29 protein-coding genes are annotated in these 24,576 nt (G+C 38.5%); 18 read left to right on the top strand and 11 right to left on the bottom strand.

Annotated features, from left to right (window positions below):
- Nucleotides 1-39: 39 nt before the first annotated feature.
- Nucleotides 40-276, bottom strand: a complete 237-nt coding sequence (locus ACRRSQ_RS16030) for an RNA recognition motif domain-containing protein (RefSeq protein ID WP_440876776.1) — start codon at nucleotides 274-276, stop codon at nucleotides 40-42.
- A 320-nt stretch (nucleotides 277-596) separates the two neighbouring features.
- Here ACRRSQ_RS16030 and ACRRSQ_RS16025 point away from each other — a divergent pair, with 320 nt between their 5' ends.
- The 13 genes from ACRRSQ_RS16025 to ACRRSQ_RS15965 all read left to right on the top strand — a co-directional run bounded on the left by ACRRSQ_RS16025 (nucleotide 597) and on the right by ACRRSQ_RS15965 (nucleotide 8,279).
- Entirely contained in the window at nucleotides 597-1,184 is a 588-nt protein-coding gene (locus tag ACRRSQ_RS16025) for a CAP domain-containing protein (RefSeq protein ID WP_440876775.1), read from the top strand.
- Between the two features lie 6 nt (nucleotides 1,185-1,190).
- Entirely contained in the window at nucleotides 1,191-1,589 is a 399-nt protein-coding gene (locus ACRRSQ_RS16020) for a GNAT family N-acetyltransferase (RefSeq protein WP_440876774.1), read from the top strand.
- Nucleotides 1,590-1,651: 62 nt separating this feature from the next.
- Nucleotides 1,652-2,119: an ASCH domain-containing protein gene (locus ACRRSQ_RS16015; RefSeq protein WP_440876773.1), complete on the top strand. Its 468-nt coding sequence runs from the start codon at nucleotides 1,652-1,654 to the stop codon at nucleotides 2,117-2,119.
- 241 nt (nucleotides 2,120-2,360) lie between these two features.
- Nucleotides 2,361-2,771 carry a GFA family protein gene (locus ACRRSQ_RS16010; RefSeq protein WP_440876772.1) on the top strand — a complete coding sequence of 137 codons (411 nt, stop codon included), beginning with the start codon at nucleotides 2,361-2,363 and terminating at the stop codon, nucleotides 2,769-2,771.
- 91 nt (nucleotides 2,772-2,862) lie between these two features.
- Nucleotides 2,863-3,705 carry a rhombotarget lipoprotein gene (rhlP, locus tag ACRRSQ_RS16005; RefSeq protein WP_440876771.1) on the top strand — a complete coding sequence of 281 codons (843 nt, stop codon included), beginning with the start codon at nucleotides 2,863-2,865 and terminating at the stop codon, nucleotides 3,703-3,705.
- A 30-nt stretch (nucleotides 3,706-3,735) separates the two neighbouring features.
- The gene (locus tag ACRRSQ_RS16000) at nucleotides 3,736-4,146 is read left to right on the top strand and encodes an SHOCT domain-containing protein (RefSeq protein ID WP_440876770.1); all 411 of its coding nucleotides are present in this window, start codon (nucleotides 3,736-3,738) and stop codon (nucleotides 4,144-4,146) included.
- A gap of 45 nt (nucleotides 4,147-4,191) precedes the next feature.
- A complete protein-coding gene (locus tag ACRRSQ_RS15995) occupies nucleotides 4,192-4,641 on the top strand; it encodes a hypothetical protein (RefSeq protein ID WP_440876769.1) in 450 nt (149 codons plus the stop codon).
- A gap of 87 nt (nucleotides 4,642-4,728) precedes the next feature.
- Nucleotides 4,729-5,115: an SMU1112c/YaeR family gloxylase I-like metalloprotein gene (gloA2, locus tag ACRRSQ_RS15990; protein WP_440876768.1), complete on the top strand. Its 387-nt coding sequence runs from the start codon at nucleotides 4,729-4,731 to the stop codon at nucleotides 5,113-5,115.
- Nucleotides 5,116-5,358: 243 nt separating this feature from the next.
- On the top strand, nucleotides 5,359-6,048 hold the full coding sequence (locus tag ACRRSQ_RS15985; protein ID WP_440876767.1) for a hypothetical protein: 690 nt from the start codon (nucleotides 5,359-5,361) through the stop codon (nucleotides 6,046-6,048).
- Nucleotides 6,049-6,206: 158 nt separating this feature from the next.
- Nucleotides 6,207-6,671: a DUF3291 domain-containing protein gene (locus ACRRSQ_RS15980; RefSeq protein ID WP_440876766.1), complete on the top strand. Its 465-nt coding sequence runs from the start codon at nucleotides 6,207-6,209 to the stop codon at nucleotides 6,669-6,671.
- Nucleotides 6,672-7,079, top strand: coding sequence for a GNAT family N-acetyltransferase (locus tag ACRRSQ_RS15975; protein WP_440876765.1), 408 nt, complete (start codon nucleotides 6,672-6,674; stop codon nucleotides 7,077-7,079).
- Nucleotides 7,080-7,255: 176 nt separating this feature from the next.
- Complete coding sequence (locus tag ACRRSQ_RS15970) at nucleotides 7,256-7,999, top strand: metallophosphoesterase family protein (RefSeq protein WP_440876764.1); 744 nt, start codon at nucleotides 7,256-7,258, stop codon at nucleotides 7,997-7,999.
- Between the two features lie 46 nt (nucleotides 8,000-8,045).
- Complete coding sequence (locus tag ACRRSQ_RS15965; RefSeq protein WP_440876763.1) at nucleotides 8,046-8,279, top strand: hypothetical protein; 234 nt, start codon at nucleotides 8,046-8,048, stop codon at nucleotides 8,277-8,279.
- Nucleotides 8,280-8,329: 50 nt separating this feature from the next.
- Here ACRRSQ_RS15965 and ACRRSQ_RS15960 read toward each other — a convergent pair whose 3' ends face one another.
- A complete protein-coding gene (locus ACRRSQ_RS15960) occupies nucleotides 8,330-8,986 on the bottom strand; it encodes a class I SAM-dependent methyltransferase (RefSeq protein WP_440876873.1) in 657 nt (218 codons plus the stop codon).
- Nucleotides 8,987-9,177: 191 nt separating this feature from the next.
- On the opposite strand from ACRRSQ_RS15960, the gene ACRRSQ_RS15955 reads away from it, so the two are divergent.
- Entirely contained in the window at nucleotides 9,178-9,612 is a 435-nt protein-coding gene (locus tag ACRRSQ_RS15955) for a GNAT family N-acetyltransferase (RefSeq protein ID WP_440876762.1), read from the top strand.
- 59 nt (nucleotides 9,613-9,671) lie between these two features.
- On the opposite strand, the gene ACRRSQ_RS15950 is transcribed toward ACRRSQ_RS15955, so the two are convergent.
- The 8 genes from ACRRSQ_RS15950 to ACRRSQ_RS15915 form a co-directional block, all read right to left on the bottom strand.
- Nucleotides 9,672-10,715, bottom strand: a complete 1,044-nt coding sequence (locus tag ACRRSQ_RS15950) for a Glu/Leu/Phe/Val family dehydrogenase (RefSeq protein WP_440876761.1) — start codon at nucleotides 10,713-10,715, stop codon at nucleotides 9,672-9,674.
- A 217-nt stretch (nucleotides 10,716-10,932) separates the two neighbouring features.
- Nucleotides 10,933-11,394: a GNAT family N-acetyltransferase gene (locus tag ACRRSQ_RS15945; protein ID WP_440876760.1), complete on the bottom strand. Its 462-nt coding sequence runs from the start codon at nucleotides 11,392-11,394 to the stop codon at nucleotides 10,933-10,935.
- A 4-nt stretch (nucleotides 11,395-11,398) separates the two neighbouring features.
- Nucleotides 11,399-12,544, bottom strand: coding sequence for a JmjC domain-containing protein (locus tag ACRRSQ_RS15940; RefSeq protein WP_440876759.1), 1,146 nt, complete (start codon nucleotides 12,542-12,544; stop codon nucleotides 11,399-11,401).
- Between the two features lie 396 nt (nucleotides 12,545-12,940).
- Nucleotides 12,941-14,311: an adenylosuccinate lyase gene (gene purB, locus ACRRSQ_RS15935; RefSeq protein WP_440876758.1), complete on the bottom strand. Its 1,371-nt coding sequence runs from the start codon at nucleotides 14,309-14,311 to the stop codon at nucleotides 12,941-12,943.
- Nucleotides 14,312-14,350: 39 nt separating this feature from the next.
- Nucleotides 14,351-14,965, bottom strand: a complete 615-nt coding sequence (gene hflD, locus ACRRSQ_RS15930) for a high frequency lysogenization protein HflD (protein WP_440876757.1) — start codon at nucleotides 14,963-14,965, stop codon at nucleotides 14,351-14,353.
- A gap of 15 nt (nucleotides 14,966-14,980) precedes the next feature.
- A complete protein-coding gene (gene mnmA / locus ACRRSQ_RS15925; protein ID WP_440876756.1) occupies nucleotides 14,981-16,147 on the bottom strand; it encodes a tRNA 2-thiouridine(34) synthase MnmA in 1,167 nt (388 codons plus the stop codon).
- A gap of 133 nt (nucleotides 16,148-16,280) precedes the next feature.
- A complete protein-coding gene (locus tag ACRRSQ_RS15920; protein ID WP_440876755.1) occupies nucleotides 16,281-16,742 on the bottom strand; it encodes an NUDIX hydrolase in 462 nt (153 codons plus the stop codon).
- Nucleotides 16,743-16,780: 38 nt separating this feature from the next.
- Nucleotides 16,781-17,353 (bottom strand): pseudouridine synthase, encoded by a 573-nt coding sequence (locus ACRRSQ_RS15915; protein ID WP_440876872.1) that lies wholly within the window; start codon nucleotides 17,351-17,353, stop codon nucleotides 16,781-16,783.
- A gap of 226 nt (nucleotides 17,354-17,579) precedes the next feature.
- On the opposite strand from ACRRSQ_RS15915, the gene ACRRSQ_RS15910 reads away from it, so the two are divergent.
- On the top strand, nucleotides 17,580-19,811 hold the full coding sequence (locus ACRRSQ_RS15910; protein ID WP_440876754.1) for an NADP-dependent isocitrate dehydrogenase: 2,232 nt from the start codon (nucleotides 17,580-17,582) through the stop codon (nucleotides 19,809-19,811).
- 289 nt (nucleotides 19,812-20,100) lie between these two features.
- On the top strand, nucleotides 20,101-21,354 hold the full coding sequence (gene icd, locus ACRRSQ_RS15905) for an NADP-dependent isocitrate dehydrogenase (RefSeq protein ID WP_440876753.1): 1,254 nt from the start codon (nucleotides 20,101-20,103) through the stop codon (nucleotides 21,352-21,354).
- A 136-nt stretch (nucleotides 21,355-21,490) separates the two neighbouring features.
- Here icd and cspD read toward each other — a convergent pair whose 3' ends face one another.
- Nucleotides 21,491-21,712: a cold shock domain-containing protein CspD gene (cspD, locus tag ACRRSQ_RS15900; protein WP_440876752.1), complete on the bottom strand. Its 222-nt coding sequence runs from the start codon at nucleotides 21,710-21,712 to the stop codon at nucleotides 21,491-21,493.
- 211 nt (nucleotides 21,713-21,923) lie between these two features.
- Between cspD and clpS the strand changes: the two genes are divergently transcribed.
- A complete protein-coding gene (gene clpS / locus ACRRSQ_RS15895) occupies nucleotides 21,924-22,244 on the top strand; it encodes an ATP-dependent Clp protease adapter ClpS (RefSeq protein ID WP_440876751.1) in 321 nt (106 codons plus the stop codon).
- A 28-nt stretch (nucleotides 22,245-22,272) separates the two neighbouring features.
- Entirely contained in the window at nucleotides 22,273-24,528 is a 2,256-nt protein-coding gene (clpA, locus tag ACRRSQ_RS15890) for an ATP-dependent Clp protease ATP-binding subunit ClpA (RefSeq protein ID WP_440876750.1), read from the top strand.
- Nucleotides 24,529-24,576 lie beyond the last annotated feature (48 nt).

Genomic DNA, 24,576 nt, shown 5'->3' with positions numbered 1-24,576 from the left:
TATACCAATAGGGCTGATCTTACCGTCTCCTAAAGCAAGCTATTGTGCGACTTTTACGCGAATTCTATTTTTTGCCACGCGTGTTTCATGCAAGCTTGAAAGCGCTAATTTTGCTTCCTTTTCGTTGGGCATTTCAACAAAGCCAAAGCCTTTTGATTTACCGGTTTCTTGGTCTAAAACCAAGTTACATTCAGTAACTTTGCCATGTGCCGAAAACAAAATACGTAGTTCTTGTTCTGTTGTTGTGCGAGAGAGGTTGCGAACCAAAAGTTTCATAATGTGCCATGTGGTGTGTAATGTCAGTCGCTATTGTCTCATACATTGTAAATAGGTAAGTAAAGTTTATTGAAACTAAATGATGAAACTTATCAAATTACTATAACTTTATGTTCAAACTCATATTTTTCATATCTAGGGTTTCGTTCTAATTAATTTTTTGACACACTAACTATGCAACAGAAAGGAATTCAAGGGTTGGACACTAAATCTAAAACTTCAATTAAGGCGACACGATTGCTGTTTGATTTATAACAATGTCACCGAACCTTTGTAGCGTTTTGCTAAATAGGCATTAACAAGAATAAATGGAATTAAATGTGAAAAACATAATAGTCACTCTAGCAGGTCTTTTGTCATTTAATGTAGTTTCAAGTGAATTGAATGCATGTGGTAACAATGAACAGGCGCAAACCTTATATAAATTAATATCAGCGGATTCGGAGCAAAAACGTAAATCAATTCGGTGTAATAAAACATTAATGATTGCGGCTGAGGCCAAAGCTAAAAAAATGGCTGACTATGGGTTAGTTCTTCATAATTTAGGCGGTAGTCCAAATTCACACCTAGAAAATTCGGGTTATAAATTACCAAAGCACTATGGCCGAGATTTTACCAGCAATCAAGTCGAAGCCATCGCCGGTGGCTATTCAACTGCCGCTAAGGTTTGGAATGCTTTTAAGCGCTCAAGAGATCATAGAACGCATTTGCTGGGTGAACATGAGTTTTATATTGAACAAGATGAAATCGGTATTGCTTTTATCAAAGAGCGAGGAAGTTCTCATATCGAGTATTGGGTGGTTTACCTTAGTCAAGGCTATGAAAAAGATCAAAACTATTCATCTAATGTTAACAATATTCCAAACAAAAGCTCATATTTATTATCGGCTCCGAAAAATAAAGATTAACTAAGTATGTATATCAAAAATAACTACATCATTTACAAAAGTAAAAATTATGTTGATGTGCATCGTGTTAAACAATTGCTTTCAGCTTCCTATTGGGCTGCCGATAGATCGTTTGCCGATATAAAACTGTCAATTGAACATTCGGAGTGCTTTTCATTATATGAAGGTGACTTACAGATAGGTTTTGCCCGTGTAGTTACTGATTATTCAACTTTCGCATATTTAGCTGATGTGATTATCGATCATCAATATAGGAGTAAAGGGCTTGGGAAATGGTTAGTCGATATTGTGGTGAACGACAGCCGCTGGCGAAAAAAATTTCTAGTGTTAGCGACAGACGATGCCCATCAGCTTTATGAAAAGCATGGTTTCAAGCAAAGCGCTAAGTTAATGGGCGTTGGTTAACGCTATTTTTAAATGCATTAAAAAGCAGTATGGTATAAACATCAGTTAATATAAACAACACAATGCATCCATCTATTAGCAAAATATGTGACGATTATTTTAAATCGTTATCCTTAGCTGTTAAACAGCTAAATTATTGGCACTTTTGTGACAACGAACAAGACGCCGACGAATGCGCTGAGCTTGTATTAAAAGGAGTTAAAAAAGCAACTTCACCTTCGCTGTGGTGGTTTAAAGCAAATAATGAAGCATTACCTAAGGTTGGTGAATTAAACATAGTCACTCGTTGGAACGGGGAGGCGGTCTGCATTATCGAAACGCTAAGTGTTTCCATCGAGCCTTTTAATGAAATAACTGCAAAGTATGCTGAATTAGAGGGAGAGGGCGATAAAAGCCTGCGTTATTGGCAAAAGGTTCACTGGGATTATTATCACCGGGAGTTAGCTTCGACAAATTTTACCCCAAACAAGGAAATGCCAATTGTATGTGAGGTGTTCAAAGTCGTATTTAAAGCAAAATATGATGGCTAAATTTCGGTTATTTGATTGACTCTAAGGGGCTGCGACTTTAATTTGAACACTTCAATAAGCCGACAAAAATGTAGATTTATAACAATGCTACCGATCCCCTTGGTACCAATAAAAATAAACTGTTACAGTCGTTATCAACAAATACTTGCCTTATATTTTGTTTACTTTAAATTAGATAGCATAAAAACAGTGCTAATTAAGCACAGTAAAGCAAACACTTAAATAATTTGAGGTGTAAAAAATGAGTAAAGAAATACAAGGGAGTTGTCTGTGCGGCAAAGTGTCTAGCGTTGTTACAGGCCCTTTTAAACGTTTTTATCAATGTTACTGTGACAGATGCCAGAAAAAAACAGGCTCTGCATTTGCGGCATTAATGTTTACTACACCCGATAAAATCAAATGGAAATCAGGCGAGCAATTAATTAAACGATTTGATTTACCAGAAGCCGCGCGCTTTAGTAATTGTTTTTGTTCTGAATGTGGCTCGCAAGTACCTTATGTTAGTCGTGATGGGGCGTTTTTAATTGTACCTGCCGGTTATGTTGAACAAGATCCTGAAATTCGACCTTCAGCCAATATTTTTTGGGATGAAAAACCTTGTTGGTTTGAAGAAGGCAAGTCGGCGGATAAATTTTCTCAATACCCTGAATAAGCCTTTTAGGCGAACTTAGCTTTAAAGAGTTTGCTTTATAGATCATTGTTTAAATTATAATTATTGTTGTGCACAACGAAAAGGAACCTCGATGAAACCTTCCCTAATTACCGTAATAGTAACGATATTACTGCTTACATCATGTAGTGCAATTGTTAGCAACAACACTGGTAAACAAACACAATCTAGCAGTTTGATGGACTTTTTGTATCCAAATAAAGAGAGTCGTAGTGAGCACAAACCCGAGCTTCCAGTATTGTCACTCCCGGTAAAAGTGGGTTTGGCTTTTGTTCCTTCGAAAAATTGGCATCGTGATGGACTGCACGGTAAAGACCAAGTTGAATTACTTGAGAAAGTTAAACAATCTTTTTTGCAATATGACTATATAGACCGTATTGATATTATTCCAAGTACTTATTTACAAGGAGGCGAGGGTTTTACCACGTTAGAGCAAGTAGGGCGCCTTTATGATATTGATGTAATAGCGCTTGTTTCATACGATCAAGTAACCCAGTCACTGGAAAATAACGCCGCCTTACTCTATTGGACAATCGTTGGCATGTACGTTATTCCTGGCAACGAAAATTCAGTGCAAACTTTTGTTGATACTGCAGTTTTTGATATTAAGAGTAAAAAAATGCTATTTAGAGCCCCGGGGATAAACAAGCTTGAGAAGCGAACAACCGCTGTTGGTATTGACGGTACGCTACAAGAAAAGTCATTGGAAGGTTTTCGTTTAGCGGTTAACGATATGACCGCCAATTTAGATCACGAGCTTGCGAGATTCAAAACTCGAGTAAAAGAAGAAAAAGTGGCCAAAATTGAACACCGCGCTGGCTATAGTGGCGGCTCAATTGGCTACGGTATTATGCTATTTACCGTGTTGCTGATGAGTCGAAAATGCTTGGTCATCAAAACCAAACAAAGTGTTTAAAACTTTGTTAGGGGCAGTTTTGGAAAAATAATGAGAATTCACGGCACGTCAAAAACTAAAGAATCTAAATACAACTCAACCGTTGGTTTAATTATAAGCATTGGCATGCTGGTCGTTGCGCTGATGGTTTTTGATTTTTCAAATATGCCCGCGTTTGGCAAAATATTTATGATCTTTTGGGTATTTGCCGTGTGCGCGCAAATTTATCAATCTTACCGCAATTCTATATTTTCAAATAAAAGTCTGCATCATGAAGTAACTGATCATAGTTTAAAGGTGTCAGGTGGTGCAAAATCAACAGCGCCAAAACAGCAAGATGGCAATGTAAGCCATGCGATGCGTTTAAGGCAAATAGAACAACTGTATCGAGAAGGCTTACTAACCACCGATGAATATGAAGCCAAACGACAAGATGTGCTTGATGAAGATTGGGGTAAATAAGTTGTTGATGCAATCAGCTTCGCCAAAAAACTAAGGAGATATTAGGTGTTAATAATACGGATTACTTTATTTTTAGTTGCATTTTTAATGGTGCTATATCCATTTTGGGGCGTTATTTACCCTGCATCTTATTTAAATGAACTTGTCGAAACGTTTTCGTTTGCACAACAAGCAAAACCTGAACAAGTTCAACAAGCGGCATTATTGCATTTATTACCCAATAGCGCTTTTGCACTAGCACTATTTTGCTTAGCAAAATTTATTCAAAATCCAAGCTACTATAAGCTGGCGAAATTTGCAGCGCTTGGTTTTTTACTTTATCCAATATTACTAGTGATTGGCGATATTTTTATTGCCTCCGTTTTAAGTCAGCCCGATCAACAAGAATCGGTAGCTATTGAATTATCGGGTCAGAAACTTTTCTATATTTTATTAGCCATGATCGTTTGGGCAATTGCTAAGAGTCAATATGAGTATCAAACTAGCGATAAGTAACAAGTAACAAGTAACAAGTAACAAGTAACAAGTAACAAAATAAAATCTAATAAACAAAAGTTCAAAGCAACAACAAAAGGAAATTAGGTGCTTAATTCAATTCATCATGCCGCAATTATTTGTTCCGATTATCAACAAGCCAAACATTTTTACGTGTCTATATTAGGCTTAGAGGTGATTGCAGAAAATTATCGCTCAGAACGTGACTCCTATAAGCTTGATTTAAAACTGCCTGATGGTAGCCAACTTGAATTATTTACCTTTAACAACTCACCACAACGACCAAGCTACCCTGAAGCACTAGGTTTACGTCATTTAGCTTTTAGTGTTGAGTCTGTTGAAAAAACTCGTAACTATCTAGTGTCAAATGGGGTTGACGTTGAACCTATTAGAGTCGATGAATATACCAATAAGAAGTTTACCTTTTTTAGCGATCCGGATGGCTTACCGTTAGAGTTGTATGAAGAAATTTAGCATGAGATAGCTATTGGCCGGCTATGTCGGGATTAAGGGGCCGGCGCGGAATAAGGGGTCGGTGACACTAAATTTAAACTTAATTGATGCGACACGTCTGCTGATATATTTATCAATATGTCACCGACCCCATTCGTTCATATTGCAGCTGGGAAATAGATTATCGATGAAGTGGAATATGAACGTTGAAGAAAACGAATCGTATAACTAAATCCTAACAGTAAAACCAAGGAAGGTGGTAATTTGAGACTTTTAAAAATTTGTATCATTGCAGCATTATTAGCAAGCTGCTCTTCAACTAACGTGCATCTTTACAAACGTTACTTATCAGATGAACAAGCGCAACGGATCACGCAAAAGCTCGAAGCATTAGATTATAATGTTAAAGCGAATGTTCTTGTTTTTCCCGATGAAATTCAAAAGTCTACTATCGTCTATTCACCTTTTATAGACGGTGAAAAAAATTTAGACAGTTTTATCGCAGAAATTGGTCAACTTGGTTGGCCTGATGTTGAATTACAAGCTTTGTTTAAAGGCAATCATTGGTATTCAAAAAACAGCATTGGATTGTTTTTAATACCTGAAGGCGTTAAACAAACTGATAAAATGCATAGCCAAGATCTGGTAAATCAATATAACAGCGAGCAATGTGAAGTCTCGGCACAGTTATTTCTAAAGCGAGATCAGACCTATCAACTCTTGTATACAAAAGATCCTAATACGCTCACCGAGCATAAAACTGGGACATGGACGTTAACAGGTTATCCCTATATAGAACTTACTTCGTCAAATGGTGATTGGAGATTTTATTTTGAAATTCACCAAAGTAATATCTCCGATGTTGTTGGCAAGGTTGATTTGTTGCAATTAAAACCGTTAAGTTCACATCATGTTTATCCAAATTGTGTTTTCAGCTTCGGAGTGAGAAGTTAACAGTAATTACACTCGAAGAAATATTTAAAGACTAAGGATTAGACTAAGGGGCCGCTGACGTTAAATTTAAACTTAATTGATGCGACACGACTGCTGATATATTTATCAATAGGTCACAGATTCACTTAATCCTTGAACAGTTACGCATAGGAGGGAGTATGCATTTAGCACAACTGAATATCGCAAAAGCAAAATACGATTTACAAGCGCCAGAAATTAAAGAGTTTGTTGATAATTTAGCGCCGATCAATGCTTTAGCTGAGACAAGCGCGGGGTTTGTATGGCGCTTACAAGATGAAAGTGGTGATGCGACCGCGATTGAAGCATTTAGCGATCCAAGCATTATTGTCAATATGTCAGTTTGGCAGTCAGTCGATGCGTTAAAAAACTTTATGTTTAGAACTCATCATCGCGACTTTCTTCGTCGCAAAAAAGAGTGGTTTGAAAACATCTCCGAAGATAGTTATGTACTTTGGTGGATCCCCACTGGCTACACACCAAGTATTGAAGAAGGCATAGAAAAACTTAATTACTTACGAGAGCATGGCGATACGCCAAAGGCATTCTCGTTTAAAAGCAATTTCAGCGCTGCAGAATATTTGTCGTTAGCACAAGGAAAATAAATGAACATTGAAGTCAGTTTTGACCAATCGATTAATCAAGAAGAAGTTGTTAGCTTGTATCGAGCCAATAAGTGGTCTTCAGCAGATAAACCAACACAGCTGATAGCTGGGTTAATTAATTCGCACTCATTAGTTACCGCACGAGAGAATGGTAAGTTAATTGGATTAGCTAATGCGATCTCCGACGGGCATTTGGTGGTGTATTACCCTCATATGTTGGTGCATCCTGATTATCAAGGAAAAGGCGTTGGCCGGCAGATGATGGATGCTTTGCAAACGGTATACAATGGTTTTCATCAACAAATGCTAACTGCCGATGGCGAGGCTATTGCGTTTTATCAAGCACTTGGTTTTGAACGCGCCGGTAACACTGAACCTATGTGGATTTATGCAGGCGATGAACACTAAGCGTGTATTAAAAGTGCCTAAGGGGTCGGTGACATTAAATTTACACTTCAATTGAGGCGACAAGATTGCGGTATTTTATCTTGTATGTACCGACCTTTTTGTTCTTATCCCTTTAGCGTTTTTGCCATGCTGATTTCAGTATTTGTCTACCTAACATTAATTTTAAGGCTTAATAAATGAAGTTTGCTCTTTTGTCAGATATTCATAGCAATGTTTTTGCATTAGAAGCGGTGATCCAAGATGCTCAGCACAACGGCGTTGATCACATGATTAACTTAGGCGATATCTTATATGGCCCCATTGCGCCCAAAGAAACGTACGATTTGTTAATGCAACATGAAATGATCACCATAAGTGGTAATCAAGATCGGCAAATAGTTGAAGCAACCGAAACTGAAATGGCGTTAAATCCAACCATGAAGTTTATTGTTGATGACCTTGGTCCTAAACCAATTGCGTGGCTGCAAGCGCTGCCATTTGATATGCAATTTAATGATGATGTCTATTTATGCCATGGAACACCACAAAGTGATTTAATTTATTTATTGGAAAATGTTGAATTTGGCTATGCGCGTTTACGCGCAGATAACGAGATAATAAGCTTACTTAATGGTCAAACGACTAACTTAATATGCTGTGGTCATACTCATACACCAAGAACGGTTAAGTTAAGTACAGGACAAACAATCGTAAACCCTGGAAGTGTCGGATTACAAGCATACACCGATAATTTACCTGTTGTTCATTCAATGGAAAATTTTAACACAATGGCATCGTATTCAATTGTCGAATTGAACCGTGGCAGCTGGCAGATAAAACATATCAATGTACCATACGATATTGAACCAGCAATTGAAGCTTGCCAGCAAAGAAATAGAACAGACTGGGTACACTTTATTAAAACGGGCCGGTGTTTATAGCACTTTTCGTATTTTATTATTACCACTTTTATGACGAAGGATCTCTATGGAAGAGTTAGCCGAAGGATTACTTAAAACCATATTAAGGTTTATACGATGGTTTTTATTAGAAGCGATTTGTGAGCGATTTTTATATTGGCTTGGTCGATTATTTTTATTGGCTGTGACATTTGGCGCTTACCCAAATGCGCAACAACAAAGGGCGCATCAAGGGCGAATTATATTTACCGGGCTACTTGTGGCAATTGTTATTGTTGTTCTAATCAGCTTTGTTGTATAACCTAAATCGAACTAATACATAGCGCTGTGTATACCCATTGGCAACTAGCGCTAAACACTTCGAATAAATTTAAGAATATGGCCTTTAAACTCTTGTGCTAAAAAATCGGTATGCAGTGGTTTTTGCTGACTAGAAACAAAACCAACACTTTCTAATTCTCTACAAATCTTGTTTTTTCGGCCTCTGCCGGGATCAACTAGAATAACTTCACATTCAGGATTCGCGTGATCATTGATAAAGTCAGCCAATAGTTTTATATGGCCGTCTTCATAGAGTAAGTCGCTGCCAATAATTAAATCAAAATTGCCCAGTTGGTCATTTTCGTCAGCCCAATCAACTCGTTCAAAGGCAATGGGGTCACCTTCATTAAGTAATGCATTTCGTTGCAAAAACTTGTTCACTTCTGGGTGAAAGTCAGTTGCTGTGATATCTGCGTGTTGTTTATTCAATAACAAGCTAGAGAGCGCAATACCACAGCCCACTTCTAAAATGCGTTTAGACTTTGTTTGATAATCAACAATGAAATGGGCTAAAACTAGGCTTGATGGCCACACAACGCCAAATAACGACCACGTGCCCGAATGAATACCGAGCTTTTCAGCCACGCCGTTAGGATCGTGGAATTCTTGTTTATCGCGCAGAGTGCACAGGTGTATATCAGTTTTACCAAACTCAATGGTTTGGTAGCTTAAGCGAAGGGCTGTCATCATTCGTCTCAAAAGTTGAGCGCTGAGCCAGCCATCGAGCGATAGATAAATGACAAAACGAAAATTTGCATACAGAGTATAGTACTGAGGCTATAAGGCAAGCGATTTAACTTATTTGTTCATAACCATTTATTCACATCCCTTATAGAAATGTATTAAAATTTAACTTTAAAATTAAAAAGTTAAGCAGAATGAATATAGAAATTACTACTCAGCCCAACCAAGTAGATTTAAAAACGATCAGTCAGGGAATCGAGTCTTATAATCAAAACTACCTATCTGATGATGTAGTTTTTGAAGCGGATAATAAATTTGCTGTTTTTGCAAAAGATGCTCAGGGGAAAGTTGTTGGCGGGATCAGAGCAACAGCTTTTTGGAATTATTGCATTATCGAATTATTGTGGTTATCGCCAATGACTCGAGGGCAGGGGGTTGGTAGCAAGCTAATACAGGCAGCTGAAAAGTTTGCGCTTGAAAAAGGTTTTAGCTATATGCGAACAGAAACATTAAGTTTTCAAGCAAAACCTTTTTATGAAAAGCATGGTTACAGCGTATTTGGTGAATTAGCTGACTATCCAGTCGGCCACACAACCTATTGTTTAGTGAAGAAGCTAAAGTCAATTTAAGTCTGCGAGGAGTTATTATCCTCGTCAGACTCGTGCTAGTGTTGATGATTTTAGATAGGCTATTTTTTACCTTTAGCGATGATTTCTCTGGCCATTTCATCAGCAACTATGCCTGTTGGCTGATTAGTCGCTTGTGCTTTTTCAAATACGTTCATTAAAGTTTGATAAATATTTTGCACCAATGCCGTTGCAGTATCAGCGCAGTATTCTTCTGGGTATATTTCTAATGCTACGTTGATAATGCCGCCTGCATTTATCACGTAATCAGGTGCGTACAAAACACCTTGGTCAAGCATTGCTTTATCGTGGCGAGCATGAGCTAATTGATTATTGGCACAACCTGCAACTATGCTAGCTTTAAGCTGTTGTAGCGTATCATCATTAATCGATGCGCCTAATGCACATGGTGAAAATACATCGACGTCTTGTTGGTAAATTTCATCTAATCCTACAATGTTTGCGTTTAGCTCACGCTCTGCTTTTTCAAGTGCATTTGGGTTTATATCGCTAACATATAAAATAGCACCGGCTTGATTAAGCTTTTCGCACAATGAATAGCCAACACTGCCAAGGCCTTGAACGGCGACTTTAATTCCTGTTAAATCATCTTTACCCAGTTTAAACTTTACCGCAGCTTTAATACCCAAAAATGTACCTAATGCCGTAAATGGGCCTGGGTTGCCACTTTTACCTTCTAATCCAGATACAAAATCAGTTTGTTGATTAACTAACGACATATCGGCTGTGGTGATGTTAACGTCTTCAGCAGTGTAATAACGGCCGTTAAGGTTATTAACTGCTTTGCCAAAGGCAGTAAACAAGGCTTCAGATTTTAGTTGTTTTGGATTGCCAATGATCACCGCTTTACCACCACCAAGTTTCAAACCTGCCATGGCATTTTTATAGGTCATGCCTTTAGATAATCGCAATACATCGGTTAGCGCTGCTTCATCTGATGCATAATCCCAAAACCGACAACCGCCAGCAGCAGGGCCTAATGCAGTACTGTGGACGGCTATTATTGCTTTTAAGCCACTTGCTTGGTCGCTGCAAAATACGACTTGTTCATGATCGTCAAAATCAACTAAATCAAAAAAGGACACGTTACTTCTCCGAAAAACTGTGCATTATTTAAGTGGTCTACCATCTCTTAAAGGCGCCACATTAGTAAGGATTCCCGAACCTTAGCACGACATTTTTAGCGGTGCTACCAACAGAATAAATTGCCGTTTACGTAAGTGTTAACTTAAAGGTACAAATGAGCTTTGACGTAGGTTTTTGAGCGCACAAATTAGAGATTTTGTTACTAGAGAATGAGAACTAATGACTTAGATAATACTTTGCCATGCCAATATTCGTGATTTGACAAGCCATGCGTTGCCTAGCAATACCGGCTTCCATAAACACTGCGCCTATTGGACAAAAGTTACGTTCACTAAAATAGTTTACCGTGCTAAGGGGAGCTGAAATAAAGACTTCATTTAGCTCTAATTCTTTAGCAATACGAATTAAGCTTGATAAAATCACTTTATCTACAGGATCGTGACGATAATTTTTTAATACAGCGATGCGGCTAATTTCACCAGTAGGCATAATGCGACCGGTGCCTATGGGCTCTTGGCTAATATCGTCGCAAACTAAAATATGGTAGGCACGCGGGTCTTGCTGATCAAATTCAATATTTTTTGGGATCCGCCATTCGCAGACAAATACTTTTTCTCTAACATTTTTTAGAAGTGGGGCAGCTAATCCCCACTCAACACGGCTTACACTATAAGACACACATCTACTCTATATACCAATAACCCTTATTTAAAATGCTAGTTAACAGTTGTCTGTTTTTCAAACAATCTTGGAAACTTTTTAGCATTTTGTTGGTCAAAGGCGATTTTTGGGCAAGTAGCTTTGCTAAAGCCTGTGTTTGTTGGCACACAGGGAATTCGTCACCATTAATGATTAACGGGTTTTCTAGCTGTGGAACCATAGCGGCTTTTATGCCTGAAACAGGAACAAAATCAATGTCTTCATCGATTATATCCAATAACTGCTGATCAGTAATGGGTGTTGTTGGGATCAGCAGTTCTAAGCCATGATGGGATTTTGTTAAATAACTTGCTAAAAATTGCTCAAATCTATTGCTGTTGCTTATTTGTGATAAGAAAAACTGCGTTAAGGCTGCAAGATCTGCGTTTTCAATGTTTTCACTTGCTGTCGCAATAGTTCGACCTTGATCGCCAAAACGTTGGATACCTAAATTTTTATCAAGCATTTCGTCAGCAAATGCTGAAATTAAGTCTTGCGCGTTCGGCGCTTGAAAGCCAATTGAAAAGTTAATAGAGTTTTCAATTGAATTACCGTCATGGGGATGATTCGGTGGAATATAAAGTAGGTCACCTTGCGAGGTAACAACATCTATTTCGGCAACAAAATCGTCTACTTGCTTAAGATCTGGGTGAGGCGTTTTCTCCGCTAATTTAGCATCCGGTAGCCCTACACGCCAGTGACGCTTTCCTTCACCTTGTATTATAAATACATCGTATTGATCTAAGTGTGGCCCAACGCCACCATTTGGCGTTGAAAAGCTTACCATTACATCATCGATTCGCCATGAGGGCAGAAAGTTAAACGGGGCCAATAATTGGTTGGTTTGACGAGACCAGTGATTGACGGCTTGTACTAGCAAGGTCCAATTTTGTTCACCATATTGGCTAAAATCGTCAAACGGGCCGTGATCAACTTGCCACTGTGCTTGTGAATTTTGTGAAATAATACGCGACTCAATATGCTCTTCCATCGCCAAACCTGCAAGTTCGTTTGCTTCGATAGGATCTTGAAAGTTTTGAAAAGCGCCTTTGATAAATAACGGTTTTTTTTGCCAGTATTTTTTGAGAAAAATTTCTGGGGTGATATCGCCCCAATTAATTTGGTACATGTTACATCCAAAATTTTGCAATAAAAAAGGATCCAAACGAATCCTTTTTTAATTTATAAATGATTAGCTAGCTAGAGCGTGTTGATCTTTCAAGTTTGTTTTTGCAGCAGTTTGTTGGGTATTTATACAAGGCGGTGCTTTTGATGTGTGGTTATTCCACATGATAAAGCACCAACACCGTATAAATGACAACAAACGCTGTCCGAAGGATTCGGCTAAAAGCTTTTTACTCTTTGTTACCTACATGGATGTAGGTACTTAGGTTACGTCTGGAACTTGTAACCTGTGTGAGGTGTTTTGCTTAGATGACTAGGCAACAAACCTCACGCCGCGATTAAAACGCTTTTATCTCGAACAAAATTCAAACAGTAAGGATCAACACGCTCTATATTTACATTAGTCTAGTTCAGCAATAAAGCTAATTGCGCGACCAATGTATGAGGCTGGCGTCATTGCTTTTAATTCAACTTTAGCGTTGTCTGGCAATTCTAAGTTGTCGATAAAGTCAGCCATAATTTCAGCATTTACGCGCTTACCACGAGTTAAGTCTTTTAACTTCTCGTAAGGCTTTTCAATACCGTAGCGACGCATAACTGTTTGAATAGGCTCAGCTAATACTTCCCAGTTTTTATCTAATTCATCTAATAAAGCTTGTTCATTAACTTGTAACTTACTGATACCTTTTAATGTTGCAGCGTAAGCAATAAGTGCGTGGCCAAAACCAACACCTAGGTTACGTAATACGGTTGAGTCAGTTAAGTCACGTTGCCAGCGAGAAACAGGTAGTTTTTGTGCTAAATGCGCCATAATAGCGTTGGCAATGCCTAAGTTACCCTCTGAATTTTCAAAATCAATAGGGTTAACTTTGTGCGGCATGGTTGATGAACCAATTTCGCCAGCAATGGTTTTTTGTTTGAAGTGACCAAGGGCAATGTAACCCCAAACATCACGGTCAAAGTCAATTAAAATGGTATTAAAACGCGCAACTGCGTCAAATAGCTCGGCAATGTAGTCATGTGGTTCAATTTGCGTAGTAAAGGCATTCCACGTTAAACCTAAGCTAGTAACAAATTCGTTTGAAAAGTTGTGCCAGTTAACTTCAGGGTAGGCTGATAAGTGAGCATTGTAGTTACCAACAGCACCGTTAATCTTGCCTAACATTTCTACGTTTGCGATTTGGTCACGTTGACGCTTTAAACGTACATAAACGTTAGCCATTTCTTTACCCATGGTACTAGGTGAAGCAGGTTGACCGTGTGTACGACACATCATTGGCATTGCTTGGTATTCAACAGCCAATGCTTTAATTTCACTTAAAATTTCATCCATCACCGGCAAAAGTACTTCGCTGCGGCTTTCAGAGAGCATTAAGCCATGTGAAAGGTTATTGATGTCTTCTGAGGTACAGGCAAAATGAATGAATTCATTAACGGCATTTAATTCAGCATTGTCGGCAATTGCGTCTTTTAAAAAGTACTCAACTGCTTTAACGTCGTGGTTTGTTGTTGCTTCAATGTTTTTAATCGCAAGGGCATCTTGCTCAGAAAAGTTGTCAACAATTGCGTCTAATACTGCATTTGCTTCATCACTAAACGCTGGTACTTCAGCAATTTCTGCAGTTGTGCTAAGTTTTTGTAACCAACGTACTTCGACTGTTACGCGGTATTTAATTAGACCAAATTCACTGAAAATAGGGCGTAAGGCTTTGGTTTTGCTACCGTAGCGGCCATCAACGGGTGAAATTGCACTAAGTGCTGAAAGTTCCATAATATAGTCCTGAGTTTTTAAGTTCTAAATGTTTTTACATTATAAGTTGTTAAGTAACTGTTTTGCGCAATCGACAATTTTACGACGAGAAAAAATAATGTTTCGTCGTTTGCCGCCAACTTGTCGCCATAATACACAAGAGCGAATGCCGGCTAATAGTAGTGCGCGAATTTTATGCTGGTTAATGCTTTGCTTTAAAATATCTGGTTCGCCGGTTACCTGAATTGGCGAACCAATTGGGCTAATAATGTCGCTGTATATACTGGCAAAACTGCTGATAAGTGTTTCGCTGTCTATGTCGTAATGCGCTAATTGGCGTTTACTTTGTTCAATGCGTTCACCAAGTTCATTCATTTTATTACGACGTTTTTGAAGGCCACGCTCGAGCGCCATTAAGCTCACCACATAGCGGGTAAGTTCAGGGTCTTTCTGCGTTGATTTATCACCTAGGTGTGAGATTAACGTTGTTAAGCCTATTTTTAAATGAGCAACATCATCACCATAAACGGCTAATGTATTATCTGGTGAGGTGATGGTGATGCTGTTTAACATCACCTTTAGTGCTTCATGGTCAACGTGACCCGTACGTGAAAGCTTTTGTACTAAATAGGCTACTTGGCAAATTGCAGCTAGGGTAAGTGTTTGTTGTTGCATATTGGCTCTTAACAATTAGCGGATCAAGGTATTAATGATACCGCCGCCTAGGCAAACATCATCTTGGTAAAAAACAACTGATTGACCTGGTGTTACTGAGCTTTGTTGCTCGTCAAACATGATCATGTATTCATCTTTTAGTGGGTCGTCATGACTTGTTGGCATTTTTACCACAGTACAAGCAACGTCTTCTTGGCGGTAACGCGTTTTTACCGTGCATTTTATTGTTTCACTAAGTGGTGCTCTATCAACCCAATGCAATTGGTTAGCAATAAGACCTTTTGAATAAAGGCGAGGGTGGTTATGGCCCTGACCAACAATGAGTACATTGCGGATTAAATCTTTTTCAACAACATACCAAGGCTCTTCACCTGCGTTAGCTAGGCCGCCGATTTTTAAGCCTTTACGTTGACCTAACGTGTGATACATTAAACCATCGTGTTGACCAATGGCTTCACCATCGGCAGATTCAATAACACCTGGTTGGGCTGGTAAGTATTGGCCAAGGAAATCTTTAAATTTACGCTCACCGATAAAACAAATACCCGTGCTGTCTTTTTTATTGTGGGTGATCAAGTTTGCTTTTTCAGCAATAGCTCTTACTTCTGGCTTTTCAATATGACCAACAGGGAATAAGGTTTGTGAAAGTTGCTGTTCATTTAAGGTATACAGAAAATAGCTTTGATCTTTATTATTATCTAAACCACGGATCATTTTCCAATGACCGTCGCGCAATTCACGCTGCACATAGTGGCCTGTGGCAATGTAGTCAGCATTTAAATCTTCGCAGGCAAACTCTAAAAAGGCTTTAAATTTAATTTCTTTGTTGCACATGATATCGGGATTTGGTGTACGACCTGCTTTATATTCAGCAAGAAAGTATTCAAAGACATTATCCCAGTATTCTGTTGCAAAATTAATGGTGTGCAGTTTGATACCTAATTTATCACATACGGCTTGTGCATCTTGTAAGTCAGTTGCTGCAGCACAATACTCGTCGGTATCATCTTCTTCCCAGTTTTTCATAAACAAACCTTCTACTTGATAACCTTGTTCAAGTAATAAGTAGGCTGAAACTGAAGAATCTACACCGCCAGACATACCAACGATAACTTTGGTTTGCTCAGGCGATTTAGCGGCATGTGTTGTATCTGATAAATTTGTATCTGTAATATCGTTCATGGTCTTTGCGTGTTACTGCATAGTGCTCGCATTCACCTTTATTGTGCGCTAGGGAAGCGAGTTTACGCGATTATAAAAAAAGGCGGCAAATTATAGCACGCAAAAATGCTTTGTTATAGATTTTTATCACTCGTTAAAGATTAGATTTTATTGACGATAGCGGAATATTTACGCCACTTAGATAATCGTTAATGCACTGCTGGACCATGTCGCTACGATGTCGCGTATTTTGCGCAATTATATCATCAAGTGTCAGCCAGTGTGTTGCCACTATTTCGTCGTCTTGAGGTGTTGCCATTTCAAAGCTATCTAGCTCAAATACATAACAAAAGCGCAAAAAATGCAAACTAATATCTGCTCGGTACATATAGTAAATTCCGCAAAGATAAGCTGGCGAAAGCTGTAAGCCGGTTTCTTCAAAGACTTCACGTTTAATTGCGCTAAGTAAACTTTCATTTGCTTCAACATGGCCAGCAGGCTGATTTAATACTAATTGGTTATGCTCAATCTCTTCGACTAATAAGAATTTGTTCTTATGATGAATAACCGCTGCAACTGTTGTGTTGGGTTTGAATTGCTCTTCGCCATGGTCCATTTTTTATCCTCAAATACTGGTGTAAACTCTCTCGAAAATTAACTGGCGTTATTTTTTTCAATTAATTGATACTGACCATTGTTAATGTTATCGATTGTCCATTTGCCGATACTGTATCGAATCAGCCTTAATGTTGGGAAACCGATATGTGCTGTCATTCGCCTAACTTGGCGATTTCTGCCTTCAATAATAGAGATACTTAACCAGGTAGTCGGAATAGTTGCACGCTCTCGAATGGGGGGAATGCGTGGCCAAACATTAGGTTCTTGCATTATTTTGACTTTGGCGGGCAGGGTCGGGCCGTCTTTTAAATCAACCCCATGTTGTAATTTTTCAAGATCTTGTGCCGTCGGCACGCCTTCAACTTGTACCCAGTAGGTTTTTTCAGTCTTTTTTTTCGGATTAGCTAATTTATGTTGTAATTTTCCGTCATTTGTCAAAATCAATAAGCCTTCGCTATCTCGGTCGAGTCGTCCAGCTGCATAGACCTCTTTAATATCAATGAAGTCAGCTAATGTTTTACGACCATCACCATCGGTAAATTGGCTTAATACATCGAAAGGTTTGTTAAATAAAACCACCTTTTGCGCACTGTTATCTGGTCGTACCAATGACCTTTTGTTACGGAAGTGGTCATTTTTATTACGATTTTGCCTTGATTTCACTATTTATTGCCTTAAATGTAGTAATGTATTTACATGCGCTATTTAAAAACGCGTCATTTTCCTATATTATTCGCGCGCTAATAAATTTTATGGTTAGGTGAATTTAAAATACGTTTTGTTGAATATTTATTCATTGAACCAAACCATTTGGATATTTTGAGTAGGAAATTAAATGACCACTGAACCTTCGAAGATTATATATACCATTACTGATGAAGCTCCGGCTTTAGCCACGTATTCTCTTTTACCTATTATTCAAGCTTACACTGCATCTTCAGCAATTAACGTAGAAACGCGTGATATCTCACTTGCTGGTCGCATTATTGCAAATTTTCCTAAATATTTAACTAAAGAGCAACGAATAGATGACGCTTTAGCTGAATTAGGTCAACTAGCGACAAAACCAGAAGCTAATATTATTAAATTACCAAACATTAGTGCTTCTGTTCCACAGTTACATGCGGCAATTAAAGAACTGCAAGCAAAAGGTTACCAATTACCGAATTACCCTGAAGAGCCTTCTAATGAAGCGGAAGCTTCTATTAAGTACACCTATGATAAAATTAAAGGTAGTGCGGTAAACCCTGTATTACGTGAAGGTAATTCAGACCGTCGTGCTCCAGGTTCTGTTAAGCAATACGCTCGCAATAACCCACATTCTATGGGTAAATGGTCTGCTGATTCAAAATCACATATTGCGAGTATGCACGAAGGTGACTTTTACTCAAGCGAACGCTCAGTAACGATTGATAAAGCAACAGAAGTTAAAATTGAATTTGTTGCAGCTGACGGTAGCGTTAAAGTACTTAAAGAGCAATTAGCTCTTCAAGAAAAAGAAATTATCGATGCATCACTATTAAGCAAAGCGTCTTTAGTAGAGTTTTTTGAAACTGAAATTGCGAAAGCTAAACAAGAAGATATTTTATTATCGCTTCACTTGAAAGCGACCATGATGAAAGTATCTGACCCTGTTATTTTTGGTCATGCCGTTAAAGTATATTACGCAGACGTATTTGCAAAACATGCCGATGTATTTGAACAACTAGGTGTTGATGCCAATAACGGTATTGGCGATGTATACGCAAAAATTGGTCGTTTATCGACAGAGAAGCGTGCTGAAATTGAAGCAGATATCGCAGCCGTTTACGAAACAAACCCAGAACTAGCTATGGTTGATTCAGACCGTGGTATTACTAACTTACATGTACCAAGTGATGTGATCATTGATGCGTCAATGCCAGCAGCACTTAGAACGTCTGGTCAAATGTGGGGCGTAGACGGTAAGTTAAAAGACACTAAAGCGATGATCCCAGATCGTTGTTACGCAGGCGTTTATCAAGCAGTAATTGATTTCTGTAAAGTAAACGGTGCTTTTGACCCAACAACTATGGGTAGTGTACCAAACGTTGGTTTAATGGCGCAAAAAGCCGAAGAATACGGTTCTCATGACAAAACATTTGTATTAAGTGGTGCTGGTGTTGTACGTGTTGTTGATGCTGAAGGTACGACATTAATTGAACATCAGGTTGCTGAAGGTGACTTATGGAGAATGTGTCAGGCAAAAGATGCTCCAATTCAAGATTGGGTTAAACTTGCGGTAACACGTGCTCGTGCAACTGGTGTTCCAGCCGTTTTCTGGTTAGATGAAAACCGCGCCCATGATGCTGAGCTTATCAAGAAAGTTAAGCAATACTTGCCTGATCATGATACTGACGGTTTAGAAATTTTAATTAAATCACCAGTAGAAGCGACGCAATACTCGTTAGTACGTATTAAAGAAGGTTTAGATACTATTTCTGTAACAGGTAATGTTTTACGTGATTACTTAACTGATTTATTCCCAATTTTAGAACTAGGTACTAGTGCTAAAATGCTTTCTGTAGTGCCACTAATGAATGGCGGCGGCTTATTTGAAACAGGTGCGGGTGGTTCAGCACCTAAGCATGTTCAACAGTTTGAGAAAGAAAACCACTTACGCTGGGATTCTTTAGGTGAATTCTTAGCATTAGCTGCGTCTTTAGAGCATTTAAGTGTGACTACTGGCAACGCAAAAGCACAAGTTTTAGCGGATACTTTAGATAAAGCGACCGGTGAATTTTTAACACAAAACAAATCGCCTTCACGTAAAGTCGGCGAGTTAGATAATCGTGGCAGCCACTTTTATTTAGCTATGTACTGGGCGATTGAACTTGCTGCGCAAGAGCAAGACCAAGAGTTAAAGAGCTCTTTTGCTGCAGTGGCTCAAGCTTTAACGAAACAAGAAACTAAAATTGTTGATGAGTTAAATGCTGCTCAAGGCCCAGCTGTTGATATTAATGGTTACTACAGCCCATCAGACGATTTAGCGTCTAAAGCGATGCGTCCAAGTGAAACGTTAAACACTATCTTATCGACTTTGCTATAAGCTTATTAAAGCGTAAATAAAGTTTGTTATAAAAAGCTAGGCAATTGCCTAGCTTTTTTATGCCTATTAATAAATTTTTAAATAACTTATACGTAATTTCAAACAAACGTTTAAAAACTAAGCTATATTTATTTCAGTAATTTTCACTATTTATTACTTAACTGTAATCTTACGCATAATTTTGTTTTAATTTGATTGCAAGTCACTTTGAATTGTTTTAACTTCAATTACATAGCAACCCTGTATTTGTTGCTTAACAAGTAAATACATCACCCTAGGAGATCGCATTATGACCAGTAAAGTAAATGTTCCCAGCGAAGGTCAAAAAATAACTATTGTAAACGGAAGATTGTCAGTTCCAAATAATCCTATCATTCCATTTATCGAAGGTGATGGTATAGGTGTCGATGTTACGCCACCAATGATTAATGTAGTTAATGCAGCGGTAAACAAAGCATATGGCAGTGAACGAAAAATTCATTGGATGGAAGTTTATGCGGGGGAAAAAGCGACAGCAACTTACGATTCCGAAACTTGGTTGCCTGATGAAACATTAGACATGTTTAAAGAATACAAAGTGGGTATTAAAGGGCCGCTAACCACGCCTGTTGGTGGTGGTATGCGCTCGTTAAACGTGGCATTGCGTCAATTACTTGATTTATACGTATGTCAACGTCCTGTTCAGTGGTTCACTGGCGTACCAAGCCCAGTTAAAAATCCTGCAGCAGTTGATATGGTGATTTTCCGTGAAAACTCAGAAGATATTTATGCCGGTATTGAATACCAAGCAGGTACAGAAGATGCCGGTAAAGTAATTGACTTTTTAACGGATGAAATGGGCGTAACTAAAATCCGTTTTACTGAGAACTGTGGTATTGGTATCAAGCCAGTTTCCAAACAAGGTACTGAACGTTTAGTGCGACAAGCCATTCAGTATGCAATTGATAATGATCGCGACTCTGTGACGTTAGTGCACAAAGGTAACATCATGAAGTTTACCGAAGGTGCTTTTAAAGATTGGGGTTATCAATTAGCGAAAGAAGAGTTTGGTGCCGATTTACTTGACGGTGGTCCTTGGTGTTCATTTAAAAACCCAAATACCGGTAAAGAAATCGTCATTAAAGACGTTATTGCTGATGCGATGTTACAACAAATTTTATTACGTCCTGCTGAGTACAGCGTGATCGCGACGCTTAACTTAAATGGCGACTACTTGTCTGACGCATTAGCAGCACAAGTTGGTGGTATAGGTATAGCTCCGGGCGCTAACTTAAACGATGAAGTGGCTATTTTTGAAGCAACTCATGGTACTGCGCCAAAATATGCGGGTCAGAACAAAGTAAACCCTGGTTCGGTTATCTTGTCTGCTGAAATGATGTTACGTCATATGGGCTGGACAGAAGCAGCTGATTTACTACTAACTGGTATGTCGGGCGCTATTAACGCCAAAACAGTAACCTATGATTTTGAACGTTTAATGGACGATGCGACGTTAGTGACATGTTCAGAGTTTGGTGACTGCATTATCAAGCATATGTCTTAACATTAAGTTCTTTACTTCCTGTGTTTAGTTAAGCAAATATTTGCTAAACTCAGGAAGTAGTGCCAAAGCAACCGTGTAATAATTTAGACATAAAAAAACACAGCCATTGCTGTGTTTTTTATTGCAGGATTTTTAATTATTCTTTGTCGTCAACATCGGCAGGGCTAATGCTTGCTGCATGATGACCTTTAGGGCCAGCGTTTAACTCGTAATTGACATCCTGACCCGCTTTTAGTGTGCGGTAACCATCCATTTGAATTGTTGAATAATGAGCAAAAATGTCTTCGCCTCCGTCTTCAGGACGAATAAAACCAAAACCTTTTGCATTATTGAACCATTTAACTGTACCGTGAGCCATACTTCTGCTTCCTTCTATATTACTCGGTAATTAGGTATGCTTCCCTAAAGAATCTTATAAGTTTAAATGAGACTAATTTTTAGCCACAAAGTAAATCGTAGATAAAATATTTATTTAGTCAAGTTATTATTTAGGTTTTTTACGCAAAAACAGTAAAATTTTAATGTAAATTATTAAAGCAAAATTTCCACCAACAGACTAATATAGAATTATGAGTGATAGAAAAGAATTTAGTGAAAATTACGAAGCAGTAGAAGAAGTCACTAAGGAGAGAGTTCAAAAGCCACCTATGTATAACGTTGTTTTACTTAACGATGATTATACGCCGATGGATTTTGTCGTTGAAGTTCTAAGGAAGTTTTTCAATATGAACGAGGATCAGGCAACAGATATCATGCTTACGATTCATTATGAAGGAAAAGCCAAGTGCGGCACGTATTCTGCAGAAGTAGCAGAAACAAAAGTTTGCCAAGTAAGCAATTTTGCCAAAGAACATCAGCACCCATTAATGTGTGCGATGGAAAAAGCTTAATATTGTCAGGTTTAAAGTGGAGTAGCCTATGCTAAATAAAGACTTAGAAATTTCATTGAACTTAGCCTTCCGCCAAGCGAAAGAGTCACGACACGAGTTTATGACAGTGGAGCACTTATTATTAGCCTTGCTCGATAACCCTTCATCTATTGAAGCGTTAAAAGCTTGTGGTGCTGATATGCTCAAGTTAAAAAAAGAGCTTTTAGAGTTTATCGGGGAAACCACACCGGTCATACCGTTAGGAGAAGATGAGCGTGAGACTCAACCAACGCTTGGATTTCAAAGAGTATTGCAACGTGCTGTCTTCCATGTACAGTCGTCAGGGAAAAGCGAAGTTAATGGTTCTAACGTTTTAGTAGCGATTTTCAGTGAACAAGAATCTCAAGCCGCATACTTCCTTAAAAAATCTGACATTAGTCGTTTAGACATTGTTAATTTTATTTCTCATGGCATTGGCAAAGTTGAAAACCAAGAACAACCAAGCACAGAAGAAACTGAAGTGCACGAAGGTGAAGAGCCTCGTACCATTGAAAACTTCTCTTCTAACTTAAATGAAGAAGCCAAAAAAGGAAATATCGATCCACTAATTGGTAGAACCCAAGAATTAGAGCGTACCTTGCAAGTGTTAAGTCGCCGTCGTAAAAATAATCCGTTATTTGTCGGTGAAGCAGGCGTTGGTAAAACTGCAATTGCAGAAGGCTTAGCTAATTTAGTGATTTCAGAAAAAGTCCCTGATTTTCTTGAAGGCGCGACTATTTATTCTTTGGATATGGGCGCACTGCTAGCAGGAACAAAATATCGTGGCGATTTCGAAAAACGCTTTAAAGCCTTATTGAAAGACTTAGAAAACGATACCAATGCTATTTTGTTTATTGATGAAATTCATACCATTATAGGCGCAGGAGCGGCTTCTGGTGGCATGATGGACGCGTCTAATTTAATTAAACCGTTATTATCGGCAGGAAAACTCCGCTGTATTGGTTCAACAACCTATCAAGAATATCAAAGCATCTTTGAAAAAGATCGTGCTTTAGCGCGCCGATTCCAGAAAATTGATGTGATTGAGCCAAGCGTTGATGACACCACTAAGATTTTACAAGGCTTAAAAGATAAATACGAACACCATCATGGCATTCGTTATACCAACAAAGCCTTGCGTGCGGCAGCTATGTTGTCTGCTAAATATATAAACGAGCGCTTTTTACCTGATAAAGCCATTGACGTTATTGATGAAGCGGGGGCGAAGCAGCAACTAGTTGCGCCGTCAAAGCGTAAAAAGATCATCAACAATACCGATATTGAAAATATTGTGGCAAAAATGGCCCGTATACCGGAAAAATCTGTTTCTTCAACGGAAAAAGATAACCTAAAAACTTTAGATAGAAACCTGAAGTTAGTGGTTTTTGGCCAAGATCATGCCATTGATGAATTAAGCTCAGTTATCCGATTGTCGCGTGCTGGGTTAGGTTCAGAAGAAAAACCCGTTGGTTCATTTTTATTTGCCGGACCTACCGGTGTTGGTAAAACCGAAGTTACTCAGCAATTAGCAAAAGTTTTGGGTGTAGAGCTACTGCGTTTTGACATGTCAGAGTATATGGAAAAACATGCGGTAAGTCGTTTAATTGGTGCGCCTCCAGGGTATGTTGGTTACGAGCAAGGTGGTTTATTAACCGACGCAGTGATTAAGCATCCTCATGCGGTAGTGTTACTTGATGAAATTGAAAAAGCTCATCAAGACGTTTATAACATCTTATTGCAAGTAATGGATCACGGCACGTTAACTGACAATAATGGCCGCAAAGCAGACTTTAGAAACGTGACCTTAGTATTAACAACCAATGCCGGTGTTGCAGAAACTACGCGTCAGTCTATTGGTTTTAAACAACAAGATCATAGCTTTGATGCAAAAGATGAAATTAACCGCGTATTTTCTCCTGAGTTTAGAAACCGCTTAGATAATATTGTTTGGTTTAATCATTTATCTACTGAAGTTATCCAACAAGTTGTTGATAAGTTTATTGTTGAATTACAAGCACAACTCGATGAGAAGGGCGTATCACTTGAACTAACTAAAGATGCTAAGAAGTGGTTAGCAGAACATGGTTATGATAAGTCGATGGGAGCTCGTCCGATGTCGCGCTTAATTCAAGAAAAACTGAAAAAGCCGCTTGCCAATGAACTACTCTTTGGTGAACTAACCCATGGCGGTGTGGTTAAAGTAGGCGTTAAGAAGGACCAACTTAATCTTATTTTTGAAAAGAAAAAGGAATTAGTTGAGCACTAAGGCTAATTGAATACGCATAAAAAAAGCCCTGTACTTATTTATAAAGGT

The organism is Thalassotalea sp. PLHSN55, from assembly GCF_052030545.1.
Lineage (GTDB): Bacteria > Pseudomonadota > Gammaproteobacteria > Enterobacterales > Alteromonadaceae > CANMXU01.
This window is presented reverse-complemented; position numbering and strand designations above follow the sequence as displayed.

Coding starts and splice junctions, on each gene's coding strand:
- icd (WP_440876753.1), top strand. CDS start 20,101: ATGACCAGTAAAGTAAATGTTCCCAGCGAAGGTCAAAAAATAACTATT.
- clpA (WP_440876750.1), top strand. CDS start 22,273: ATGCTAAATAAAGACTTAGAAATTTCATTGAACTTAGCCTTCCGCCAA.
- clpS (WP_440876751.1), top strand. CDS start 21,924: ATGAGTGATAGAAAAGAATTTAGTGAAAATTACGAAGCAGTAGAAGAA.
- hflD (WP_440876757.1), bottom strand. CDS start 14,965: ATGCAACAACAAACACTTACCCTAGCTGCAATTTGCCAAGTAGCCTAT.
- ACRRSQ_RS15975 (WP_440876765.1), top strand. CDS start 6,672: ATGAACATTGAAGTCAGTTTTGACCAATCGATTAATCAAGAAGAAGTT.
- ACRRSQ_RS15960 (WP_440876873.1), bottom strand. CDS start 8,986: ATGACAGCCCTTCGCTTAAGCTACCAAACCATTGAGTTTGGTAAAACT.
- ACRRSQ_RS15955 (WP_440876762.1), top strand. CDS start 9,178: ATGAATATAGAAATTACTACTCAGCCCAACCAAGTAGATTTAAAAACG.
- mnmA (WP_440876756.1), bottom strand. CDS start 16,147: ATGAACGATATTACAGATACAAATTTATCAGATACAACACATGCCGCT.
- purB (WP_440876758.1), bottom strand. CDS start 14,311: ATGGAACTTTCAGCACTTAGTGCAATTTCACCCGTTGATGGCCGCTAC.
- ACRRSQ_RS15965 (WP_440876763.1), top strand. CDS start 8,046: ATGGAAGAGTTAGCCGAAGGATTACTTAAAACCATATTAAGGTTTATA.
- ACRRSQ_RS15910 (WP_440876754.1), top strand. CDS start 17,580: ATGACCACTGAACCTTCGAAGATTATATATACCATTACTGATGAAGCT.
- ACRRSQ_RS16015 (WP_440876773.1), top strand. CDS start 1,652: ATGCATCCATCTATTAGCAAAATATGTGACGATTATTTTAAATCGTTA.
- ACRRSQ_RS15940 (WP_440876759.1), bottom strand. CDS start 12,544: ATGTACCAAATTAATTGGGGCGATATCACCCCAGAAATTTTTCTCAAA.
- cspD (WP_440876752.1), bottom strand. CDS start 21,712: ATGGCTCACGGTACAGTTAAATGGTTCAATAATGCAAAAGGTTTTGGT.
- ACRRSQ_RS16030 (WP_440876776.1), bottom strand. CDS start 276: ATGAAACTTTTGGTTCGCAACCTCTCTCGCACAACAACAGAACAAGAA.
- ACRRSQ_RS16010 (WP_440876772.1), top strand. CDS start 2,361: ATGAGTAAAGAAATACAAGGGAGTTGTCTGTGCGGCAAAGTGTCTAGC.
- ACRRSQ_RS15920 (WP_440876755.1), bottom strand. CDS start 16,742: ATGGACCATGGCGAAGAGCAATTCAAACCCAACACAACAGTTGCAGCG.
- ACRRSQ_RS15980 (WP_440876766.1), top strand. CDS start 6,207: ATGCATTTAGCACAACTGAATATCGCAAAAGCAAAATACGATTTACAA.
- rhlP (WP_440876771.1), top strand. CDS start 2,863: ATGAAACCTTCCCTAATTACCGTAATAGTAACGATATTACTGCTTACA.
- ACRRSQ_RS16020 (WP_440876774.1), top strand. CDS start 1,191: ATGTATATCAAAAATAACTACATCATTTACAAAAGTAAAAATTATGTT.
- ACRRSQ_RS15970 (WP_440876764.1), top strand. CDS start 7,256: ATGAAGTTTGCTCTTTTGTCAGATATTCATAGCAATGTTTTTGCATTA.
- ACRRSQ_RS16000 (WP_440876770.1), top strand. CDS start 3,736: ATGAGAATTCACGGCACGTCAAAAACTAAAGAATCTAAATACAACTCA.